This is a genomic window from Aliarcobacter butzleri (assembly GCF_900187115.1).
Classification (GTDB): Bacteria; Campylobacterota; Campylobacteria; order Campylobacterales; family Arcobacteraceae; genus Aliarcobacter; species Aliarcobacter butzleri.
Window position 1 is genome coordinate 197,914 of record NZ_LT906455.1, and the last position, 17,668, is coordinate 215,581.

Here is a 17,668-nt window from a genome sequence, read left to right on the forward strand (position 1 = left end):
TTAATTGATTCTAAAATTTTTTTAATAATATTAGTTTAATAATCTTTTGTTAAAATAATACGAATTTAAAAAAGGATTTGTAGTGAAGAGAATTGAAGCTGTAATCAAGCCATTTAAACTTGAAGATGTAAAGGATGCTTTACAAGAAGCAGGAATTACTGGTATGACTGTATCTGATGTAAAGGGTTATGGAAGACAACAAGGACATAGCGAACTTTATAGAGGTGCTGAATATGTTGTTGATTTCTTACCAAAAATCAAAATTGAGTTAATTGTTGCAGATGAAAACGTTGATAACATAATTTCAGTTATTATAGAAGCTGCAAGAACAGGAAAAATTGGAGATGGGAAAATATTTGTTTCTCCTATTGAAAAAATTGTAAGAATTAGAACAGGTGAAGAAGACGAGGAAGCTATTTAGATGAGTGGCTTTAAAACTTTTGAAATAAATGAACCTTTGGATATGCATCTTCATTTAAGAGATGCAGATATGCTAAAACTTGTAGGACCGCTAACATCAAAAACATTTAGTGGTGCTTTAGTTATGCCAAATTTAGTTCCACCTATTACAACAAAAGAAGCTTTATTATCATATAAACAAAGAATTAAAGAAGCCTGTAAAAATGATCAATTTGAGCCTTTTGTAACACTATTTTTCAAAAATGATTACTCTTATGAATTTTTAAAAGATATAAAAGATGAGATAATCGCTATTAAACTTTATCCAGCAGGGATTACAACTAACTCTGAAACAGGAGTTTCTTCTATGGATATCGAAGTTTTAAGACCTACTTTAGAATCTATGAGTAAATTAGAAATTCCACTTTGTATTCATGGTGAAACAAATGGTTTTGTAATGGATAGAGAAAAAGAGTTTATGCCAATTTATGAATCAATAGCAAAAGCCTTTCCAAAATTAAAAATTATTATGGAACATATAACTACAAAAGATGCGATAGAGTTGTTGGATAAATATGATAATCTTTTTGCAACTGTAACATTACATCATTTGCTTATAACTTTAGATGACGTTGCTGGCGGTATGCTTCAACCACATCTATTTTGTAAACCAATAGCAAAAACTCCTATTGATAGGAGTGCTTTATTAAATGCTGCATTAAAAGCTCATCCAAAACTTATGTTTGGAAGTGATAGTGCTCCTCATCCAAAACATAAAAAAGAGTGTTGTGGTTGTGCAGCTGGAGTTTTTACTTCACCAATCGCTTTACAAGTATTAACACAACTTTTTGAAAAGCATAATGCATTAGAAAATTTAAATGCCTTTGTTTCTTTAAATGCACAAAAAATTTATAATCTAAAATTGGATAAAAAAACTATAAAATTAGTAAAAAAAGATTTTGTAGTTCCAGCAATTTATGAATATAAAGAAGAAAGAGTTGTGCCTATGTATGCAGGAGAAACTTTATCTTGGAGTTTAGAAGACTAAGAAAAAAAGAGCTAGTATTAAAGATAATTACTAGTTCTTTCATTTAATAACTTTTTCAAAGTTTCAGCAGATTCTTTTGCTTTTTGCTCTCTATCTTCTCTCATCTCTCTTAAAGTATCAAGTGTTTCTTGTTTTTCTCTATCTAAGTTAGCTTTTATTTGAACAGCTTTTCTATTATTTGAAATTCCAGAAACTGCTGAAAATTTCTCTTTTTTATTAATATAAACTGTTGCAGATGATGACGAAGCATTTTTATTAAATACTATAATATCATTTTCTTTTAGATTAAGAATTTCTGCAGTTGTAAGTTCAGTTTCAGCCATAATTGCTTCAACTTTCATCCTTGCTCCAGAAATAAGAGTTTTTATATCTTCTTTTCTACTAAGTTTTTTATTTTTACCTTCACTAAAAATTTTATCAACAATTTTATTTAATAAAGGTTCAATATAAGAAATTGGATAACAAATTGATAAAAACCCTGAATCTTCATCAATAGTGATTTCAAAAACAACAAGTAAAACTATATCGTGGTCAGATACTATTTGTATAGCATTTGCATTTGTATCACTTGATTCTATTCTAAAGTTTAAGCTTGAAATATCACTCCAAGTTTTATATAAAATTTTTATAAACATTTTATAAAAGTGTTCTAAAACTTTTATTTCTATTTCTGTTAATTCTCTATCTAAATTATCCATAGTATTTACAGCACCACTACCTAATAAATCAGCGATTACTTTATGTGAAATAGTTGGGTTACACTCAATTACTATTCTTCCATCAAGTGGTTTCATAGAAAGTGTACTTAAAGATGTAACTTGTGGAATAGATAAGATAAATTCTCCATAAGTCATTTGTTCAATTGTTGTAAGTTTTATATCTACAATTTTTCTAAGCATTGAAGATAGATCATTTATGAACTCTCTTAGCATTTTATCATGCATGGTTGTTAGTGCTTTTAATTGGTCAAGTGTAACTCTATTAGGTTTTTTAAAGTCATAAATAGAGTAATTTTTTTCTTTTGCGGTGAACTTATCTAAAGGATTAGTTCCATCAATATCATCACCTTGTTCAGCGATATCTAAAAGTGCATCAATCTCATCTTGACTTAAAAATTCTGCCATTTATTACTCTCTTAATTCAATATCAACATCAATTGCACCCATATCTTTTATCATTTTTAGGGTATCTATTATCTCTTTCATTGGAAGTTTCATAACTTTCATTGAACGAACTAAATCAGCAACTGTTGGAGGATTTTTTGTATTTATCATTGCATTATTTATGTCTATAACTGGTTTATCTGCAATTCTTACATCATCACCAATATCAACACCTGTATTTATTGTAGGATTATTCCAATCAACTTCACCTAAACCAGTTTTATTTATTCTAATAGTAAAAGTATCTCTTGCTATTGTAACAGGATCAATTACTATATCTCCTCCTGCAAGAATCGATTCTCTGTTCATATCAATTATAAGTTTCTTTTTAAATGAAGACTCTAATTCTATATTTTGAACAAGAGAAATAAATTTTACAATAGACATACCATCAGGTTTTTTTACATCAATAGTTCTAGTATCCAATGCAGTTGCAAGTTTTTTTCCAAAAGTATCATTAATTTTTGTTTCAATTAAATCAGCATTTTTTGCAGAATTTTTCAAAAGACTTAGTTGGATTGAGTCTTCACTTTGTAAATCGAAATTTATTTCATTTTCAACAGTTGCCCCATCATAAATAAATCCAGTAGTTTTATTATTTTCATTTGCAACAATTGTTCCTTGTGCTAAGGCATAGACATTTCCATCAACACCCTTTAATTGAGTTATTAAAAGTTCTCCATGGTCAACAGATTTTGCATCACCAATAGTTGAAATATTCACTTTTATTTTATCACCTTGTCTTGCAAATGGTGGTAAATCAGCAGTTACCATAACTGCTGCAATATTTTTTGAATTAATTGAACCTGCTGGGATTTTAATATAAGAATTTCTAAGAAGATTTTGTAAAGATTGCATAGTGAACTTTGATTTGTCACCAGTTCCAGCTAATCCAACTATTAACCCATAACCAATTAGTTGGTTTTCTCTAATTCCAATGATATTTGAAATGTCTTTAATTGTTTGCGAGTATAAAGATGATAATAATAGTGCAATAATAAAAAAATATTTCAATATCATCCTCCTAATTTATTTTAATATATATTTTAACGAAAATTTAATAAAAAAAGGTATAATCTGCATAAAATTAAAAATATCTTTAATAGGATTTATCAAAGTTGAATATTTATATATACGGTAATCAGCGTTTTAAAAAAGAGATTTATAAAATATTAGATAGCTCTCAAATTAAAAAAATTGATAATAATGTAATCATAAAAGAAATTAGTAATTTAAATGATTTAAAAGAGACAATAAAAGCGCAACCTAAAGATATTTATTTGATTGATGATGAAAAGATAATAAAAAAAGATTCTTTAAAATCGAAGTTTTTTGCTCCTAAAGATGGCGTTGACGAACAATTTCTAGTAGAAAGTGGAGTCAACGATTTAACTATTAATTCTTTGAATGAAATACCAGAATATATAATCAGAAAATATGAATTAGAAAAGAACTTAGAAGATATAAAAAAAGAGAATAAAGTTGAACTTGATGATGAATTATCAAAACTTCTTGCTAATGAAACGCAAATAGAAAAAAAAGCAGAAAGTACTCCTGAAATAAAAGATGATGAAATCGTAAGTGGTGTAAATCTAAACGAACTAGAAAATTTGATAGAAACCACTGAAGAAACAGAAAATATAGATTTGCATAAGCTAGATAACAATGATAAAATAACTAATGAATTTGAAGATTTTAATAATGATTTTGGACTAAATAATATATCATTTGATTACGATGACGATAATATTTTAAATGACAATTCTTTAAGTGATGAAGATGTTTTATCTCAGATTTTAAATTCAGCTAGTATAGATGAAGATAATTATGAATTTTTAGGGGAAACATTTGAAGATGTAAATTTCTTAGAAGAACTTTTTCCTGATAAAGCAGAATTTCTTGCGACTTTTGAAAAACCAGAAAAGCAAGTTGAAGATGATAAAACTGAGATGACGGATGAATTTGTAGAGTTTGATGATGATGAAGAAGTTCATCTTCCTGATGAAGAGATACAAGAAGTGGCTGATTTAGAAGAAGATAATTTTGAAAATGAGAAAAAAAAAGTTATTATCGAACCAATGGATGATGAAGAAAATGAAGAAAATGAAGAAAAAAATGAAGAAGATGAAGAAAGTGAAAATTTTGAAGATTTAGAAGGAGAGAATATGAATGATAATGAATTTTCTGAATTAGATAGCTTGAATGAAAAAGATTTAATGGAAGCTTTAAATTATAAAGCAGATGAAATAGTTCAAGTGCCTAAAAATGAAGAAAAGACTCAAATAATTTCTAATACAAACAATAAAGAAACAGTAATTTTAAATAGTTCAAATGTTGATGAAATATCACAACTAATTTCTAAACTACTAAGTAATAAAACTTTAGAAATAACGATAAAATTAAAAGATTAATTATGGATTTAATAGGAATTGCAGAAAATACGGTAAAAATAATTTTAATATTAGGTTTGCCTTCTTTGATTGTAAGTATGATTATAGGGCTTGTAATATCAATTTTTTCAGCAGTTACACAAGTAAATGATGCTTCTTTATCCTTTGTTCCTAAAATGATTTTTGTATCAGCATTTATTTTGATTTCTTTACCTTGGGTTGGAGATCATCTTGAAACATTTACAAAAGATTTATGGGATATAATCTTAACATTCGGGCATTAAGTTGATTGAGAAATTATATAAACTCAAAAAAAACCAAACAGACCAAAAATTAATAGAAAAAGCTACTTTAGAACAAGAAGTTGATAAAATTGATTCTGAAGTTGTTTTTACTCAACATAAAATTGATACAGCAACAGTTGATAGATTTGGAGCAATTTCTGATTTTTTGATTTTGGCAATGCATAAAGATACAATGAGATTGCATATTCAAAAGCTTTTAACTAGAAAAAACAGTTTAGTTTCTCAAATAGCAAATTTAGTAAATGAAATAGTAGAATTACAAAAAGAGAGTGAACAATTTAAATATATTTTAGATGAAGAAAAAAAAGAAAAATTTAAAAAAATTTTAGCTGCAGAAGAAGAAGCCGCTAGCGAATATGTACAAAGTAAATATATAAGAGGGTAGGAGTTAATTTGATTTATAAATTTTTGATATTAACTATTTTTTTTGTAATACAAATAAATGCAGTTGAAACAAGTAGTTCTTTAACTAGACAAAAAATGGAAGTTTTAGAATTAAAAAATGAGTTAAATAATTTTTATAATGAAAAAGAAAAAGAGTATCAAACACAAAAAAAAGAGTTAGAAAATCTTCTTGCTCAAGTAGAAAAAGAAAAAGCTGAAACCAAAAGACTTCATGACAAGAATTTAGCACTTTTAAAAGATATTAGAGCAGAAGTTCAAAGTAAAACAGTAAAAATTTATGATGGAATGAAAGCAAAAAATGCAGCTGAAATTTTTGACCAAATGATAAATGAAGGCAAAATTGAAGATGTTTTTGATATAATCTTAAGACTAAGAGAGTCTAATGTTACACAAATACTAAAATTTTTGACTGTAACGAATGCATCAAGACTGACACAAAAACTTGAAAAATATAATTTAGATAAAGATAAAAAGGATTAAAATGGCAGAAGAAAATGGTGAAACAACAAAAAAATCTTCGGAAGGAAAGGGATTATTAATTGTATTAATAGTTTTAATTCTGATTTTAATTATGGCCGTTGCTGGCGGAACATACTTTTTATTAGATAAAATTTCTAGTACAGCAAATAATGGACAAAAAACAGAAGAAAGTGCTCAAACTGCTACTCCTGCAAATACGTCAGAAGCTACTTTTAAAGCAGATGTAAATGATTTGGTTTTAAATTTAACTGATTCAAGAGGTAAAGAAAAAGTAATGAAATTATCTTTTTCTATTAGAAGTAATGATCCATTAATAGCAACAGTAATAGAAGAGTATAAAGCAGAAATTACTGATGTTGTTATTTCACAAGTGAGTTCAAGAAGTTCAGAAGAATTATTGACTGTTGGTGGAAAAAACTTATTGAAAGATGAGCTAATAGCCGAAATAAACAATGTTATAAATTATGTTACGAAATCAAATCGTAATGTAGTAAGTACAATATTGTTCACAACTTTTGTAATTAAATAATGATAGTAGCTGTAAAAAGAAATAAAAGTCAAAAAATTTTAAAAATTATAATAGTTGTTTTGTTAGTTTCAGGTGGAGCTTATTATTACAATGATTATATAGAAACTGCTAGAATAAATGCAGAAAAACAAAAGTTAGAAGAAGAGCAAAAAAGAGTATTAAAAGCAAAAGAAGAAGAACAAGAAAAGATAAAACAAGAAGCTCAAAGAGAGATTTTGGCTGAAGTTGAAAAAGCTGTAAATTTAATTGGGCAAGAGTATGTTCGAGATGTTAAACTGATTAAAAATAAAGTTGTATTTGTTTGTGAACCAGATACAAATATTGATGCTTTAGTTGTAAGATATGGTGCTATGGCTTTAGTTAAAAAAACTTTTGATGAAATAGTTATAGTTGTTGATATTGATTTTATTTTAAAGAATAAATTATGAAATTAGTTATATATATATCACTTACAAGTTTATTATTTTTAGGATGTGCCTCTCAGGAACCAGATATACATTTTGAAAAACCAGAAATACAAATTCCTAAAAAAGCACCAGAAGCTAAAAAAAATAAAGGTTCATTATATTCTATGCAAGGGACATCTTTATTTGCTGATAAAAAAGATTTACAAATCGGAGATATTATTCAAATAATAATAAAAGAAGATTTAACAGCTAAAAGTGATAACAAAAGAGAGTTGACAAATAATAGGAATAATAACTTAGGTGGTGGATTATTTACTCCAATGGGTACTAATACTTTAGGTGGTGTAGCTGAAAGTATTACAAACGAGTCTAATAGAAGTTTAGGAGTTGATTTTGGAACTCAAAGTACAAACTCTGATAAAGGAAAAGTAAAAACTCAGTTTAATGAAACTTTTGACACAACAATTTCGGCAATTATAGAAGAGACTTATCAAAATGGTAATTATTATATAAGAGGCGAAAAAGAGATGCTAATTGAAGGGCAAAAACAAAAAATTGTTATAAGTGGAGTAATAAGACCTTATGATATAACGTCAGATAATTCAATAAACTCTTCTCAAATAGCAAATTTGAAGCTTTTATATAATAAAGATGGTACAGAATCTGATATTTTAGATACACCTTGGGGATTAAATTTTATGCGTAAGATTTGGCCATTTTAATCTAATATTAAGAAATGTAATGCAATAATTTTAAAGATTTTAAAGGAGTTAGTATGAGTTTATTCGGTACTTTTAATGTTGCTCAAACTGGACTTAGTGCTTCAAGATATGGTATCGAAACTGTAAGTAATAATATTGCAAATAAAGATACTGATGGATATAAAAAACGTGTAACTGATTTAAGTGAAATTGGACAAATGGGTTCTAGTATTACTGGAAGAGGTGTAAATGTCGATGGGGTTTCACGAGTTACTTCTCAATATCTATATGATAATTACACAAAAGAATATACAAAAACTAGTTACTATGATAAATTAACTAATATGTTGGGCAATATTGAAAAAGTATTTGCAGAAACTGATACTGCAGGCTTATCAGTTGATATAAACAATTATTTTACGGCAGTTGAACAGTTAAGATCCAATCCTAATTCCCAAATATATAAAAGTTATCTACAATCACAAGGACAAGCATTAGTTGATAATTTACAAAGACTTTATTCTAGCGTTGAACAACAACAATCAATTGAAAAAGTTGAATTGAAAACAAATGTAAAAGAAGTAAATTCAATTTTAAAAGAAATAGCTGATATTAATGGTAAACTTGAAAATTATACTAATTCTACTAATGATTTATTGGATAAAAGAGATGCTTTAGAACTCAAGTTATCTCAGTATGTTAATGTAGATATAAATAGAGACAATGGTTATGAAATAAAAATTGGTGGAGTAACTGCATTAAGTAGTGGTACTCTTAATAGAGAATTAGAAATAAGTTATAAAGATACAAAACAAGTAGATAAATTTAATTATATTCAAAGTAATGGAACAGTTTTGGATTCTTTGAAATATAATGAAGATGGAACGGCAAAAGCAGCTTATGATGCAAATGATGTAATCAAATATACATTAAATAATGATGATAATCTTTCAGTTACTATTCAAATAGGTGAAGTGGTAAATGGAGATTGGGATAATGATCCATCTACTCCTGATACAGGAGAAGCTGTAACTATGGATAATTTAACAAGAGCTTTAGCTTTTAAAATAAATAATGACCCTAAATTAAGTCAATATGTTACTGCGCATAACGGAGATTATAATGATGGTTATATGGTTTATCCAGGAGATAATAGAGGTTTAAGTACAGATTCGGATAAATATCTAAGAGTTGAATCTAATGAAGCTGGAAAAGCTAATGAATTTACGGGAACTATAAGCATTGTAAGATATGATGCAACTAATGCTGTACAAGAAAGAGAAGCTTTATATAAAAATGAATCTCAAAGTACAACAGCTGAATCAGATGTAGTTCTTAAAATATTGGAACAAAATGTAAATTTATCAAGTGGAAGTATAAAAGCTCAAGTTGAGAATTTATCTTCATCTTCACCAAATAATAAAATTCAATCATATCTTGATAATTTAGACTCTTTAGCAGCTACTTTCTCAGATATTTATGATCAATATATTCAAGTTGGGAAAAGTGAATATGTTTATGGACAAAATGCTGCAAATGATTATAATGGAACTCCTAAGGGAGAGATAGTTTCTGTTGGATTATTTAGTGGTACTAGTGTTAAAACATTAGCATTTAATAAAAATGCTGTAAATGATTTAAAACAGGAACAAATAGAGTATTTAGCAACAATACAATGGAAAACAGATTTGTCTTTTGATGGAAAAGGACAAGATTCGACAGCAACAAATACAACATCTTTAAGTGAATTTTTTAGAAATACAAAAGTAAATGTATCAAGTGATACAGAAAATGCAAAATACTCAAAAGAGGTACAAGCAAATATTGCTCAAACGATAGGAACAACATATAATAATATTGTAAAAGTTGATGAAGATGATGAAATGGTAAATTTAATGAAGTTGCAAGCAGCATATAGTGCAAATGCACAAATGATAACTGCTGTTGATGAAATGATTAAAGTAATACTTGGATTAAGAAGTTAATTAAAATAAAGGAGTAAACAATGGCTGGAGTATTAGGATTAGGTTCAAGCGGATCGACAAGCTTAAATGAAGCATTAATTGAAAAATTAAAAGAAGCAGATAAAGCCTCTAGCGTAACTCCTTTAGAAAAAAAACTAGAAAAGTTTACTACAGAGAAAGAGGTAGTTGCTAATATACAAACAAAAGTTAATGAATTATTATCTGCTGTAAAGGTATTCAGCTTAAATCAGACAACTGGAGCAAATGCATTTCAACAAAAAAGTGCAAATGTAACGGGAGATGGAGTAGTATTTGACTCAGATGACTTAAGTGCTTTAAAATCTGGTAGCCTTAGCGTAAAAGTTGAGCAATTAGCGCAAAAAGATGTTTGGCAATCAAAACAATTTGATGGAACTACTACAACAAAAAGTAGTTTGGTTAATCAAGGTACTTTAAATATAAATGGAACATCAATAGACACAACTAATAAATCATATAGCGATTTGGTTACCGAAATAAATAAAATCAGTGGTGTACAGGCTTCTTTAGTTGAAGATTCTACTGGTAAATTTAGATTATCTATAAAAAGTAGCGAAACGGGAGAATCAAATAAAATTAATTTTACTGGTTCAGATTCTACAGCTTTATCTCATTTTGGATTTGATGATACAACAAATAATGTATTAAAAGCGCAAGATATGAAAATGAAAGTTGATGGAGTTGATTATTCAGGAAGTAGTAATACAATAACTATTGATGGGCTTAAAATAACAGCTTCAAAGTCAACTGGTGAATCTACTATTAATATAGAAGATGATAATTCTAATATTAAAACACAGATGCAAGCTTTTGTTACAGCATATAATACATTGAATACATTAATTTCAGGTGAAGTATATAGTACGGATTCTTCTTTGGGAGATAAAGCTTCTATTAGAAATGTTATGTCTCAATTAAAAGAGCAACTATTTGGTACAGGTAGCGGAGATAAAACTATATTTAGTTATGGATTCTCTTTTGATTCATCGAATGGAAATTTAGTTTTAAGTTCAACAGAATTTGATAATGCAATTAAAAATGACAAAGAAGGATTACAAAACTTATTTGTTGGAGTTGCTGAAAAAAAAGGTATAGCAACAACATTAGATGAGTTAATTTCAAATAGTGGAATAAATAAAGATTTGATTGATTATGAATCAAATATGTTGTCTAGAGAAACAAAATTAACAGAACAAAAAGATGCAGCACAAGAAGCTTTAGATGCAAAATATAAGCTAATGTCAGAACAATTTGCAGCATATACAACAATAATAACTCAAATGGAAAATTCATTTTCAGGTTTAAAGATGTTAATTCAACAGTCAACGGCAAGTAATTAGAAGAAATGATTTTATAGTTTAAGTAAAAACTTTATATACTATCTAAAGAATTATTTTGGAGTTGTGAATTTATGGGAATTGAAGAATATAATCAGCAAAATGCCATATCAGATGATCCTTATGTTTTAGTATTAAAACTATATGAGGGAGTTATCAAGTTTCTTTCTTTTGCAAAAAGTGCAATACAAGAGGGTGATATTGAGAAAAAGTTTATTTATATAAATAAAGCAATTGCAATTTTTGATGAATTAAGAAGTGTTTTAGATTTTGATGGTGGAGATGTTGCTTATTATTTAGATGGATTATATTTATATCAAATAGAGACACTTTTTTCTGCTGGAATTGATGATAACATTAATTCAATTAACCAAGTTATGAAAGTTACTCAAGGATTGATAGAAGCATGGAAAGACGAAACAGGTCTTTAAAAGCACTAAATGAATTGATTTATATTGATTCACTAGACTCTTTTGAAAAAGGAGATGCCTTAGTGAATTGGTATAATGATTATCTAAGTGAGAACTCAATTGAAGAGTTTGATTTAGAGCTTAAAGATTTAAAAACATTGGAAGAGTTATTTTTTAGAAATATTAACTTTTTAAAAGAGATAAAAGAACAGGCTAGACAAGAGTTAATACGAATAAGAAAAGTGAAAAGCTTTTTAAAAAATTAGTTCTTTTATATCAATTTTCTTATAATAAATATAGTTTCTTACATTTTTAGGAATTTTATTTATTCTACAAATTTCTTTAAACTTTTTATCCATAACAGAACTTACATTTGGACAAATCCATATAAAATCTTCTTTAATTGAGATATTTATTTTATGACTAATAGTTATCTCTTTTTGTTTAATAATTTCATCTCTTTGTGCTGAGCTTAATAAAAAACCTCTTTTTTTTAAACTATTATCTATAATTCTAATATTTAGATTATTATCATTTTGATTTTGATAGATTTCTAATTCATTAAAATTTTTTATAGGAGTAATTTCAATATTTAAGGAATTTATATCATCTTGTAGATACTTAAATGATTTTTTTATTCCATTAGTATATTCACTCAATAATTTATCAGAAAAATTATGCCTAAAGTAGTTTCTTTTATATTTTTCATCAAAATTTGAATTATCTATAAAATATTTTATATTTTCTTGTTTTAAAAAGTTTTCTAATTCTTTTTTTGTAATTTCAAGTAGAGGTTTGTAAACTTTGTAGTTTTCTTTTTGTTCAAATTCATTAAATCCAATAAGTTCAACTAAACCTGCACCTTTTGTAAATTGCATCAAAAACCACTCTAATTTATCATTTAATTGATGAGCTGTGATTAGAACTTCATAAGAGTTTTCATCTATTATTTCTTCAAAAAATTTATATCTTATATCCCTTGCCATTTTTTCAAAATTTGAAGTCGATTCTAGTTTTATATCTTTTATATAAATTTGTTTATTATATTTTGAAGCTAACTCTTTTGCATAATTAACTTCATCTTTTGATTGAACTCTTACGTTATAGTTTACAATTGCAATATCAAAGGGAATATTTTGTTTTAAAAGTAGAAAAAATAGCGCAGAAGAATCAACTCCAGCAGAGAATGCTAGAAGGTTTTTTGACTCTTTTATTGCACTAAAATTTAAGTTCATAATTATTTGATTACTGTTGCAAGTAATTTATCTCCAACAAGTTCAGTTATTTTTACAGTATAAATTTGACCAAATTTGATTTGCTCACCTTCACTTAACTCATTATCATTTATATAAATTTCACCATCAATACTTGGAGCCCAAATAGTTTTTCTAGCACTTAATAGATATTCGTGTTCTTCACTTTCACCATCAATATAAACTTCAAAAGTTTTTCCAACTTCACTTTCTAGTGACTCTTGTGTAGTTTGAGAAATGATTTCTCCTAAAACTTCAGCTCTTTCATCGATTAATTCTTGTTCAACTTTATCTGTTCTAGTTTCAGCAGTCGTTCCCTCTTCATCAGAGTATGAAAATACATTTGCTCTATCAAATTTGAAGTTTTCAACATAATTACAAAGTGCTTCAAAATCATCTTCAGTCTCTCCTGGATGTCCAGCAATAAATGTTGTTCTTACAAAAGAGTTTGGTTTACTTTTCATATGATTCATAAGTTCATTTAGTTGCTCAACACCTTTTCCTCTTTTCATGATTTTTAGCATTGAAGGAGTTATATGTTGTAAAGGCATATCAAAATAGTTTACAAAAACTTTTGAATCTGCAATTTTGTCTATTAAAGATAGAGTTGTTGTTGATGGATATAGATATAAAATTCTTGCTGTTTTAATACCTTCGATTTTTTCAACTTCTTCTACTAGAAGTTCAAGTCCATTTTTTATATCTAAATCCCTTAAAAATGAAGAAGAGTCTTGAGATACAAAAGAGAAATCTACATATCCTTTTGCTACAAGTGCTTTTACTTCTTTTACAAGTGATTGTAAAGTTCTTGAGTGAAGTTTCCCTTTAAATGAAGGAATAGCACAAAATGAACAGGCTTGGTTACAGCCCTCGCTTAGTTTTACATAAGCATGATATGAAGAACCTGTTATTACTCTTTCATTTGTTTCACTTGCTAAAAATACTTCAGAAGTAAAGTTGCTTCTTTTTTCGTTTACAAGTTCATCAATTCTATCATAATCACCAACTCCAGTGAAAACATCAATTTCTGGAAGTTCTTTTTGTAACTCTTCTTTATATCTTTCGCTTAAACATCCAGCCATAACTAAAACAGATTCATTCTTTCTATCTTCATGAAGACTTAAAATTGTATTGATACTCTCTTGTTTTGCACTATCTATAAATCCGCAAGTATTTACTATAATTACATCTGCATTTTGTGCATCATCTGTTAGTTGATAATCACTTAATCGTCCAAGCATAACTTCACTATCTACTAAGTTTTTTGTACAGCCAAGGCTTACCATATGCAGAGTTTTTTTAGGTTTTTGTGTTGAAAATTTCATTAATTTAATTTATCCATATTATTTTTCGCGAATTTTAGCATAATCGATTGTTTTTGTAAAATTTATTTTAAAGCCAAATATTATCAAGTAATCTTGTATTTCCAAATCTAGCAACTACTAAAATAATTGTATTTGTAGGCTCAATAGTTTCAAGCTCATTAAATTCTTTATCTACAATAGCTACATATTCAACATCTAGTATTGACATAACTTCATAAATTTTATCTTTTACAGCTTTTACACTTCTTTCTCCACTTGAAATTAATGAACCAGCCATATAAAGTGATTTTGAAATTAATAGTGCATCTTTTCTTTGTGTTGGGTTTAGATAAATATTTCTTGAACTAAGTGCTAAACCATCTTCTTCTCTTACAATATCACATGGAACAATATTGATTGGTAAAAAGAAATTTTTTACCATTTGCTGAATAAGTGTTAGTTGTTGAGCATCTTTTTTTCCAAAATAAGCATTTGTTGGTTGTGTTAAATTAAATAGTTTTAAAACAACTTGTAAAACACCATCAAAATGTCCTGGTCTTGTTTTTCCTTCTAAAATATAACTTTTATTTGGAGCTTTTACTAAAACTTCTTCTTTCGTGTACATTGTTGAAATTTCAGGCATAAAAACATAATTAACTTTACACATTTGACAAATCTTTTTATCAGCTTCATCACGTCGAGGATATGCGTCTAAATCTTCACCAGGTAAAAATTGTGTTGGATTTACAAAAATTGAAACTATTACAATATCATTTTCATTTCTTGCTTGTTTGATAAGTGAAATATGTCCATTGTGTAAAGCACCCATTGTTGGTACAAGACCAACTTTTCCTAAAGAGTTTTTTCTTATGTTTTGTAACTCTTCAATAGTTTTTAAAACTTGCAAAATTTATCCTTTTTTATATTTATTTTTCTTGATAGTTTGGATTTAATTTTAGTAAAAATAAATCAGCAATCATATTTCCAATAAGTGTTAAAAATGCTCCAATTATAAGTATTCCCATAATAACTGGATAATCGTGGCTTAATGCACTTTGATAAAATAGTAATCCCATTCCATCTATTGAAAAAATTGTTTCAAGTATTACTGAACCACCAATAATTCCTGGAAGAGAAAGTCCTAGTAAAGTTATAACTGGTGGATATAAGTTTGGTAAGATATAAAATCTTAAAATCTGTTTTTTGCTTAATCCTCTAGCATGAGCAAAAAATATATAATCACTTTTTAAAATTTCAACAGTCAGACTTTTAATATATAAAATTAAACTTCCAATTCCACCAAAAACAATAATAAAAATAGGTAAAACTAAATGCCAAGCATAATCTAAATAATAAGTTAAACTTCCATCATTTGGAACACTGTGAAGTCCAGCTATTGGAAAAATCTCAAAATTTATTGCAAAAACTAAAACTAAAATAAGTGCTAAATAAAAAGATGGCATTGCAAAACTTAAAAGTGAAAGTTGTTCTGTGGCTTTATCAAAAAATGAGTTTTTGTTTAAAGCTGATTTAATACCAAAATATAAAGAAATGATAAAAATTAAAAACATCGATATTAGATTTATTGTAAGGGTGATTGGGATTCTATTTAAAATTTCATCTTTTACCATCTCTCCACTTGAAAAAGAGATTCCAAAATCAAGTTTTAAAATAGAATAAATCCAAGAAAAAAATTGTACATACAAAGGTTTATCAAGCCCATAAATAGCTTTTAATTGTTCGATTGATTCAGGAGTTATATTTGGATTTAATTCTCCACTTGCAAAAAAAGAGTTTGGTGCAGCATTTATTGCAATAAATGAAATCAAGCTAATGATAAATAACATAACTATAAGATATAATAATTTTTTTATAAAAAGTTTCATGGTCGAAATTATACAAAAGATAGGTTTAAATGATAGGTATAGATATAACTTCAACAGATAGAATAAAAAAAATGTATGAAAAATTTGGTGATAAATTTTATGAAAAATTTTTAAATCCTGATGAAATTGAATTAATCAAAAAGCCAGAAACAGCAGCTGGATTTTGGGCAGCAAAAGAAGCAGCATCAAAAGCAATAGGAACTGGAATTGGTGGTAGTTGTAGTTTTCATGATATTAAAATAAAAAAAGATGCATTAGGAGCACCAAAAATAAAGTATAAAAAAGAGATTAGAAAAAAATTTGGTATAAAAAAGTCTCATCTTACAATAACTCATGATGCAGGTTTTGCAATAGCAGTTGTTGTAAATGTTTTGAAAAAAAAGTAAAGATGCTATAAGAATTGCTTCTTATAGCATTTTTTTAAAGCAATTTTAAAATAACTTGAATTATCGTAGCATTTATTAAATCGACAAAAAACGCTCCACAAAGAGGAACAATTAAGAAAGCTTTATGAGAAACTCCATATACGTTTGTTATAGCTTGCATATTTGCAACTGCTGTTGGAGTAGCACCTAATCCAAAACCACAATGACCAGCAGCTAAAACACTAGCATCATAATTTTTACCCATAGCTCTAAACGTTACAAAATAAGCGTATAAAATCATAACAACAACTTGAGTAACTAAAATTACAGATAATGCACCAGCTAAATTCGATAATTGCCAAAGTTTAAGTGAAAGCAGTGCCATTGCAAGGAATAAAGATAAAGAAGCATTTCCAAATACGTCTATAGCTCTATCAAAAATTTCTACTTTTAGTATATTTTCTAAAACATTCCTTAAAATTACACCACCTCCTAGTGCCCAAACAAAAGTAGGTAATTCAAATGATGTTCCTTTTGAAAAACCTGTCATAAAATCAGCAAAAGCTAAACAAGCTGCAAAAAGTCCTAAAGTTGTAATTGCACTATTTGTAGTGATTAATCTTACTGCTTTTGGATACTCAAATGGTACAAACTCATCAATTACCTTTTTATTTCCAGTGTCACTCTCATCTTTTTGTAGATGTCCATTTTTAATTTTATATCTATTTATTAGAAGTTTTGCAAGCGGTCCACCAATAATTCCACCCATTACAAGACCAAAAGTAGCACCTGCCATACCAAGAGCAGTAGCATTTTCTATACCATATTTTGTTTCTAATATACTTCCCCAAGCACCAGCAGTTCCATGTCCTCCTGTAAGAGTTATCGAACCAGCGATTAATCCAATAAGTGGATCAATACCTAAAATTGTAGCAAGTGAGATACCAACAAAATTTTGAACTACAATAAAAAAAGCTATAACAAAAAGAAAGATTACAAGGCTTTTCCCACCTTCTTTTAGTTTATAAAAGTTTGCACTAAGTCCAATTGATGCAAAGAAAATTAGCATAAAACTTGTTTGAAGTTCTGTACTTGTTGATATACTATATCCAAAAAAGTAGTGTATAGCAGTCGTACAAAGTGCTGCAACAAGACCTCCAGCAACTGGTTCTGGAATATTATATCTTTTTAGAAAATCTATTTTGTTTACTAAGACTTTTCCAATAAGTAAAACTATAACGGCTACAATTAGTGTGTAATATGGATTAAATGTAAAATTCATA

21 protein-coding genes are annotated in these 17,668 nt (G+C 27.5%); 14 read left to right on the forward strand and 7 right to left on the reverse strand.

Annotated features, from left to right (window positions below):
- The first annotated feature begins 82 nt into the window (after window positions 1–82).
- Together CKV87_RS00995 and pyrC are read left to right on the forward strand one after the other, a co-directional pair.
- A complete protein-coding gene (locus CKV87_RS00995) occupies window positions 83–421 on the forward strand; it encodes a P-II family nitrogen regulator (protein ID WP_004510256.1) in 339 nt (112 codons plus the stop codon).
- A complete protein-coding gene (gene pyrC / locus CKV87_RS01000) occupies window positions 422–1,447 on the forward strand; it encodes a dihydroorotase (RefSeq protein ID WP_012012073.1) in 1,026 nt (341 codons plus the stop codon). It abuts the gene before it with no gap.
- Window positions 1,448–1,464: 17 nt separating this feature from the next.
- Here the strand turns inward: pyrC and fliM are convergent, their stop codons facing one another.
- Window positions 1,465–2,571 (reverse strand): flagellar motor switch protein FliM, encoded by a 1,107-nt coding sequence (gene fliM / locus CKV87_RS01005; protein WP_012012074.1) that lies wholly within the window; start codon window positions 2,569–2,571, stop codon window positions 1,465–1,467.
- A gap of 3 nt (window positions 2,572–2,574) precedes the next feature.
- Entirely contained in the window at window positions 2,575–3,630 is a 1,056-nt protein-coding gene (locus CKV87_RS01010; protein ID WP_046996971.1) for a flagellar basal body P-ring protein FlgI, read from the reverse strand.
- Between the two features lie 98 nt (window positions 3,631–3,728).
- Between CKV87_RS01010 and CKV87_RS01015 the strand changes: the two genes are divergently transcribed.
- The 11 genes from CKV87_RS01015 to CKV87_RS01065 all read left to right on the forward strand — a co-directional run bounded on the left by CKV87_RS01015 (window position 3,729) and on the right by CKV87_RS01065 (window position 11,843).
- Window positions 3,729–5,021 (forward strand): hypothetical protein, encoded by a 1,293-nt coding sequence (locus CKV87_RS01015; RefSeq protein ID WP_012012076.1) that lies wholly within the window; start codon window positions 3,729–3,731, stop codon window positions 5,019–5,021.
- A 2-nt stretch (window positions 5,022–5,023) separates the two neighbouring features.
- Entirely contained in the window at window positions 5,024–5,284 is a 261-nt protein-coding gene (locus CKV87_RS01020) for a flagellar biosynthetic protein FliQ (RefSeq protein ID WP_004510260.1), read from the forward strand.
- 1 nt (window position 5,285) lies between these two features.
- Window positions 5,286–5,690, forward strand: coding sequence for a hypothetical protein (locus CKV87_RS01025; RefSeq protein ID WP_012012077.1), 405 nt, complete (start codon window positions 5,286–5,288; stop codon window positions 5,688–5,690).
- 8 nt (window positions 5,691–5,698) lie between these two features.
- Window positions 5,699–6,190, forward strand: a complete 492-nt coding sequence (locus CKV87_RS01030; protein WP_004510262.1) for a MotE family protein — start codon at window positions 5,699–5,701, stop codon at window positions 6,188–6,190.
- A 1-nt stretch (window position 6,191) separates the two neighbouring features.
- Window positions 6,192–6,719, forward strand: coding sequence for a flagellar basal body-associated FliL family protein (locus tag CKV87_RS01035; protein WP_012012078.1), 528 nt, complete (start codon window positions 6,192–6,194; stop codon window positions 6,717–6,719).
- The gene (locus tag CKV87_RS01040; RefSeq protein ID WP_012012079.1) at window positions 6,719–7,147 is read left to right on the forward strand and encodes a hypothetical protein; all 429 of its coding nucleotides are present in this window, start codon (window positions 6,719–6,721) and stop codon (window positions 7,145–7,147) included. Before CKV87_RS01035 ends, CKV87_RS01040 begins: the two co-directional genes overlap by 1 nt.
- Window positions 7,144–7,848: a flagellar basal body L-ring protein FlgH gene (locus tag CKV87_RS01045; protein WP_012012080.1), complete on the forward strand. Its 705-nt coding sequence runs from the start codon at window positions 7,144–7,146 to the stop codon at window positions 7,846–7,848. The genes CKV87_RS01040 and CKV87_RS01045 overlap by 4 nt, the downstream gene beginning before the upstream one ends.
- A 53-nt stretch (window positions 7,849–7,901) precedes the next feature.
- Complete coding sequence (flgK, locus tag CKV87_RS01050) at window positions 7,902–9,812, forward strand: flagellar hook-associated protein FlgK (protein WP_012012081.1); 1,911 nt, start codon at window positions 7,902–7,904, stop codon at window positions 9,810–9,812.
- A gap of 20 nt (window positions 9,813–9,832) precedes the next feature.
- The gene (gene fliD / locus CKV87_RS01055; protein ID WP_012012082.1) at window positions 9,833–11,170 is read left to right on the forward strand and encodes a flagellar filament capping protein FliD; all 1,338 of its coding nucleotides are present in this window, start codon (window positions 9,833–9,835) and stop codon (window positions 11,168–11,170) included.
- Window positions 11,171–11,241: 71 nt separating this feature from the next.
- Entirely contained in the window at window positions 11,242–11,598 is a 357-nt protein-coding gene (fliS, locus tag CKV87_RS01060; RefSeq protein ID WP_004510268.1) for a flagellar export chaperone FliS, read from the forward strand.
- Window positions 11,574–11,843 (forward strand): hypothetical protein, encoded by a 270-nt coding sequence (locus tag CKV87_RS01065; protein ID WP_012012083.1) that lies wholly within the window; start codon window positions 11,574–11,576, stop codon window positions 11,841–11,843. Before fliS ends, CKV87_RS01065 begins: the two co-directional genes overlap by 25 nt.
- Here CKV87_RS01065 and tilS read toward each other — a convergent pair.
- The 4 genes from tilS to CKV87_RS01085 form a co-directional block, all read right to left on the reverse strand.
- The gene (gene tilS, locus CKV87_RS01070; protein ID WP_012012084.1) at window positions 11,832–12,812 is read right to left on the reverse strand and encodes a tRNA lysidine(34) synthetase TilS; all 981 of its coding nucleotides are present in this window, start codon (window positions 12,810–12,812) and stop codon (window positions 11,832–11,834) included. The genes CKV87_RS01065 and tilS overlap by 12 nt on opposite strands.
- 2 nt (window positions 12,813–12,814) lie before the next feature.
- Window positions 12,815–14,155, reverse strand: coding sequence for a 30S ribosomal protein S12 methylthiotransferase RimO (rimO, locus tag CKV87_RS01075; RefSeq protein ID WP_012012085.1), 1,341 nt, complete (start codon window positions 14,153–14,155; stop codon window positions 12,815–12,817).
- Between the two features lie 67 nt (window positions 14,156–14,222).
- On the reverse strand, window positions 14,223–15,041 hold the full coding sequence (gene panC, locus CKV87_RS01080; protein ID WP_012012086.1) for a pantoate--beta-alanine ligase: 819 nt from the start codon (window positions 15,039–15,041) through the stop codon (window positions 14,223–14,225).
- A gap of 19 nt (window positions 15,042–15,060) precedes the next feature.
- Window positions 15,061–16,020, reverse strand: a complete 960-nt coding sequence (locus tag CKV87_RS01085; RefSeq protein WP_012012087.1) for an ABC transporter permease — start codon at window positions 16,018–16,020, stop codon at window positions 15,061–15,063.
- A 29-nt stretch (window positions 16,021–16,049) separates the two neighbouring features.
- On the opposite strand from CKV87_RS01085, the gene acpS reads away from it, so the two are divergent.
- Complete coding sequence (gene acpS / locus CKV87_RS01090; protein WP_012012088.1) at window positions 16,050–16,406, forward strand: holo-ACP synthase; 357 nt, start codon at window positions 16,050–16,052, stop codon at window positions 16,404–16,406.
- Window positions 16,407–16,440: 34 nt separating this feature from the next.
- Here the strand turns inward: acpS and gltS are convergent, their stop codons facing one another.
- Entirely contained in the window at window positions 16,441–17,667 is a 1,227-nt protein-coding gene (gene gltS / locus CKV87_RS01095) for a sodium/glutamate symporter (protein WP_012012089.1), read from the reverse strand.
- Window position 17,668 lies beyond the last annotated feature (1 nt).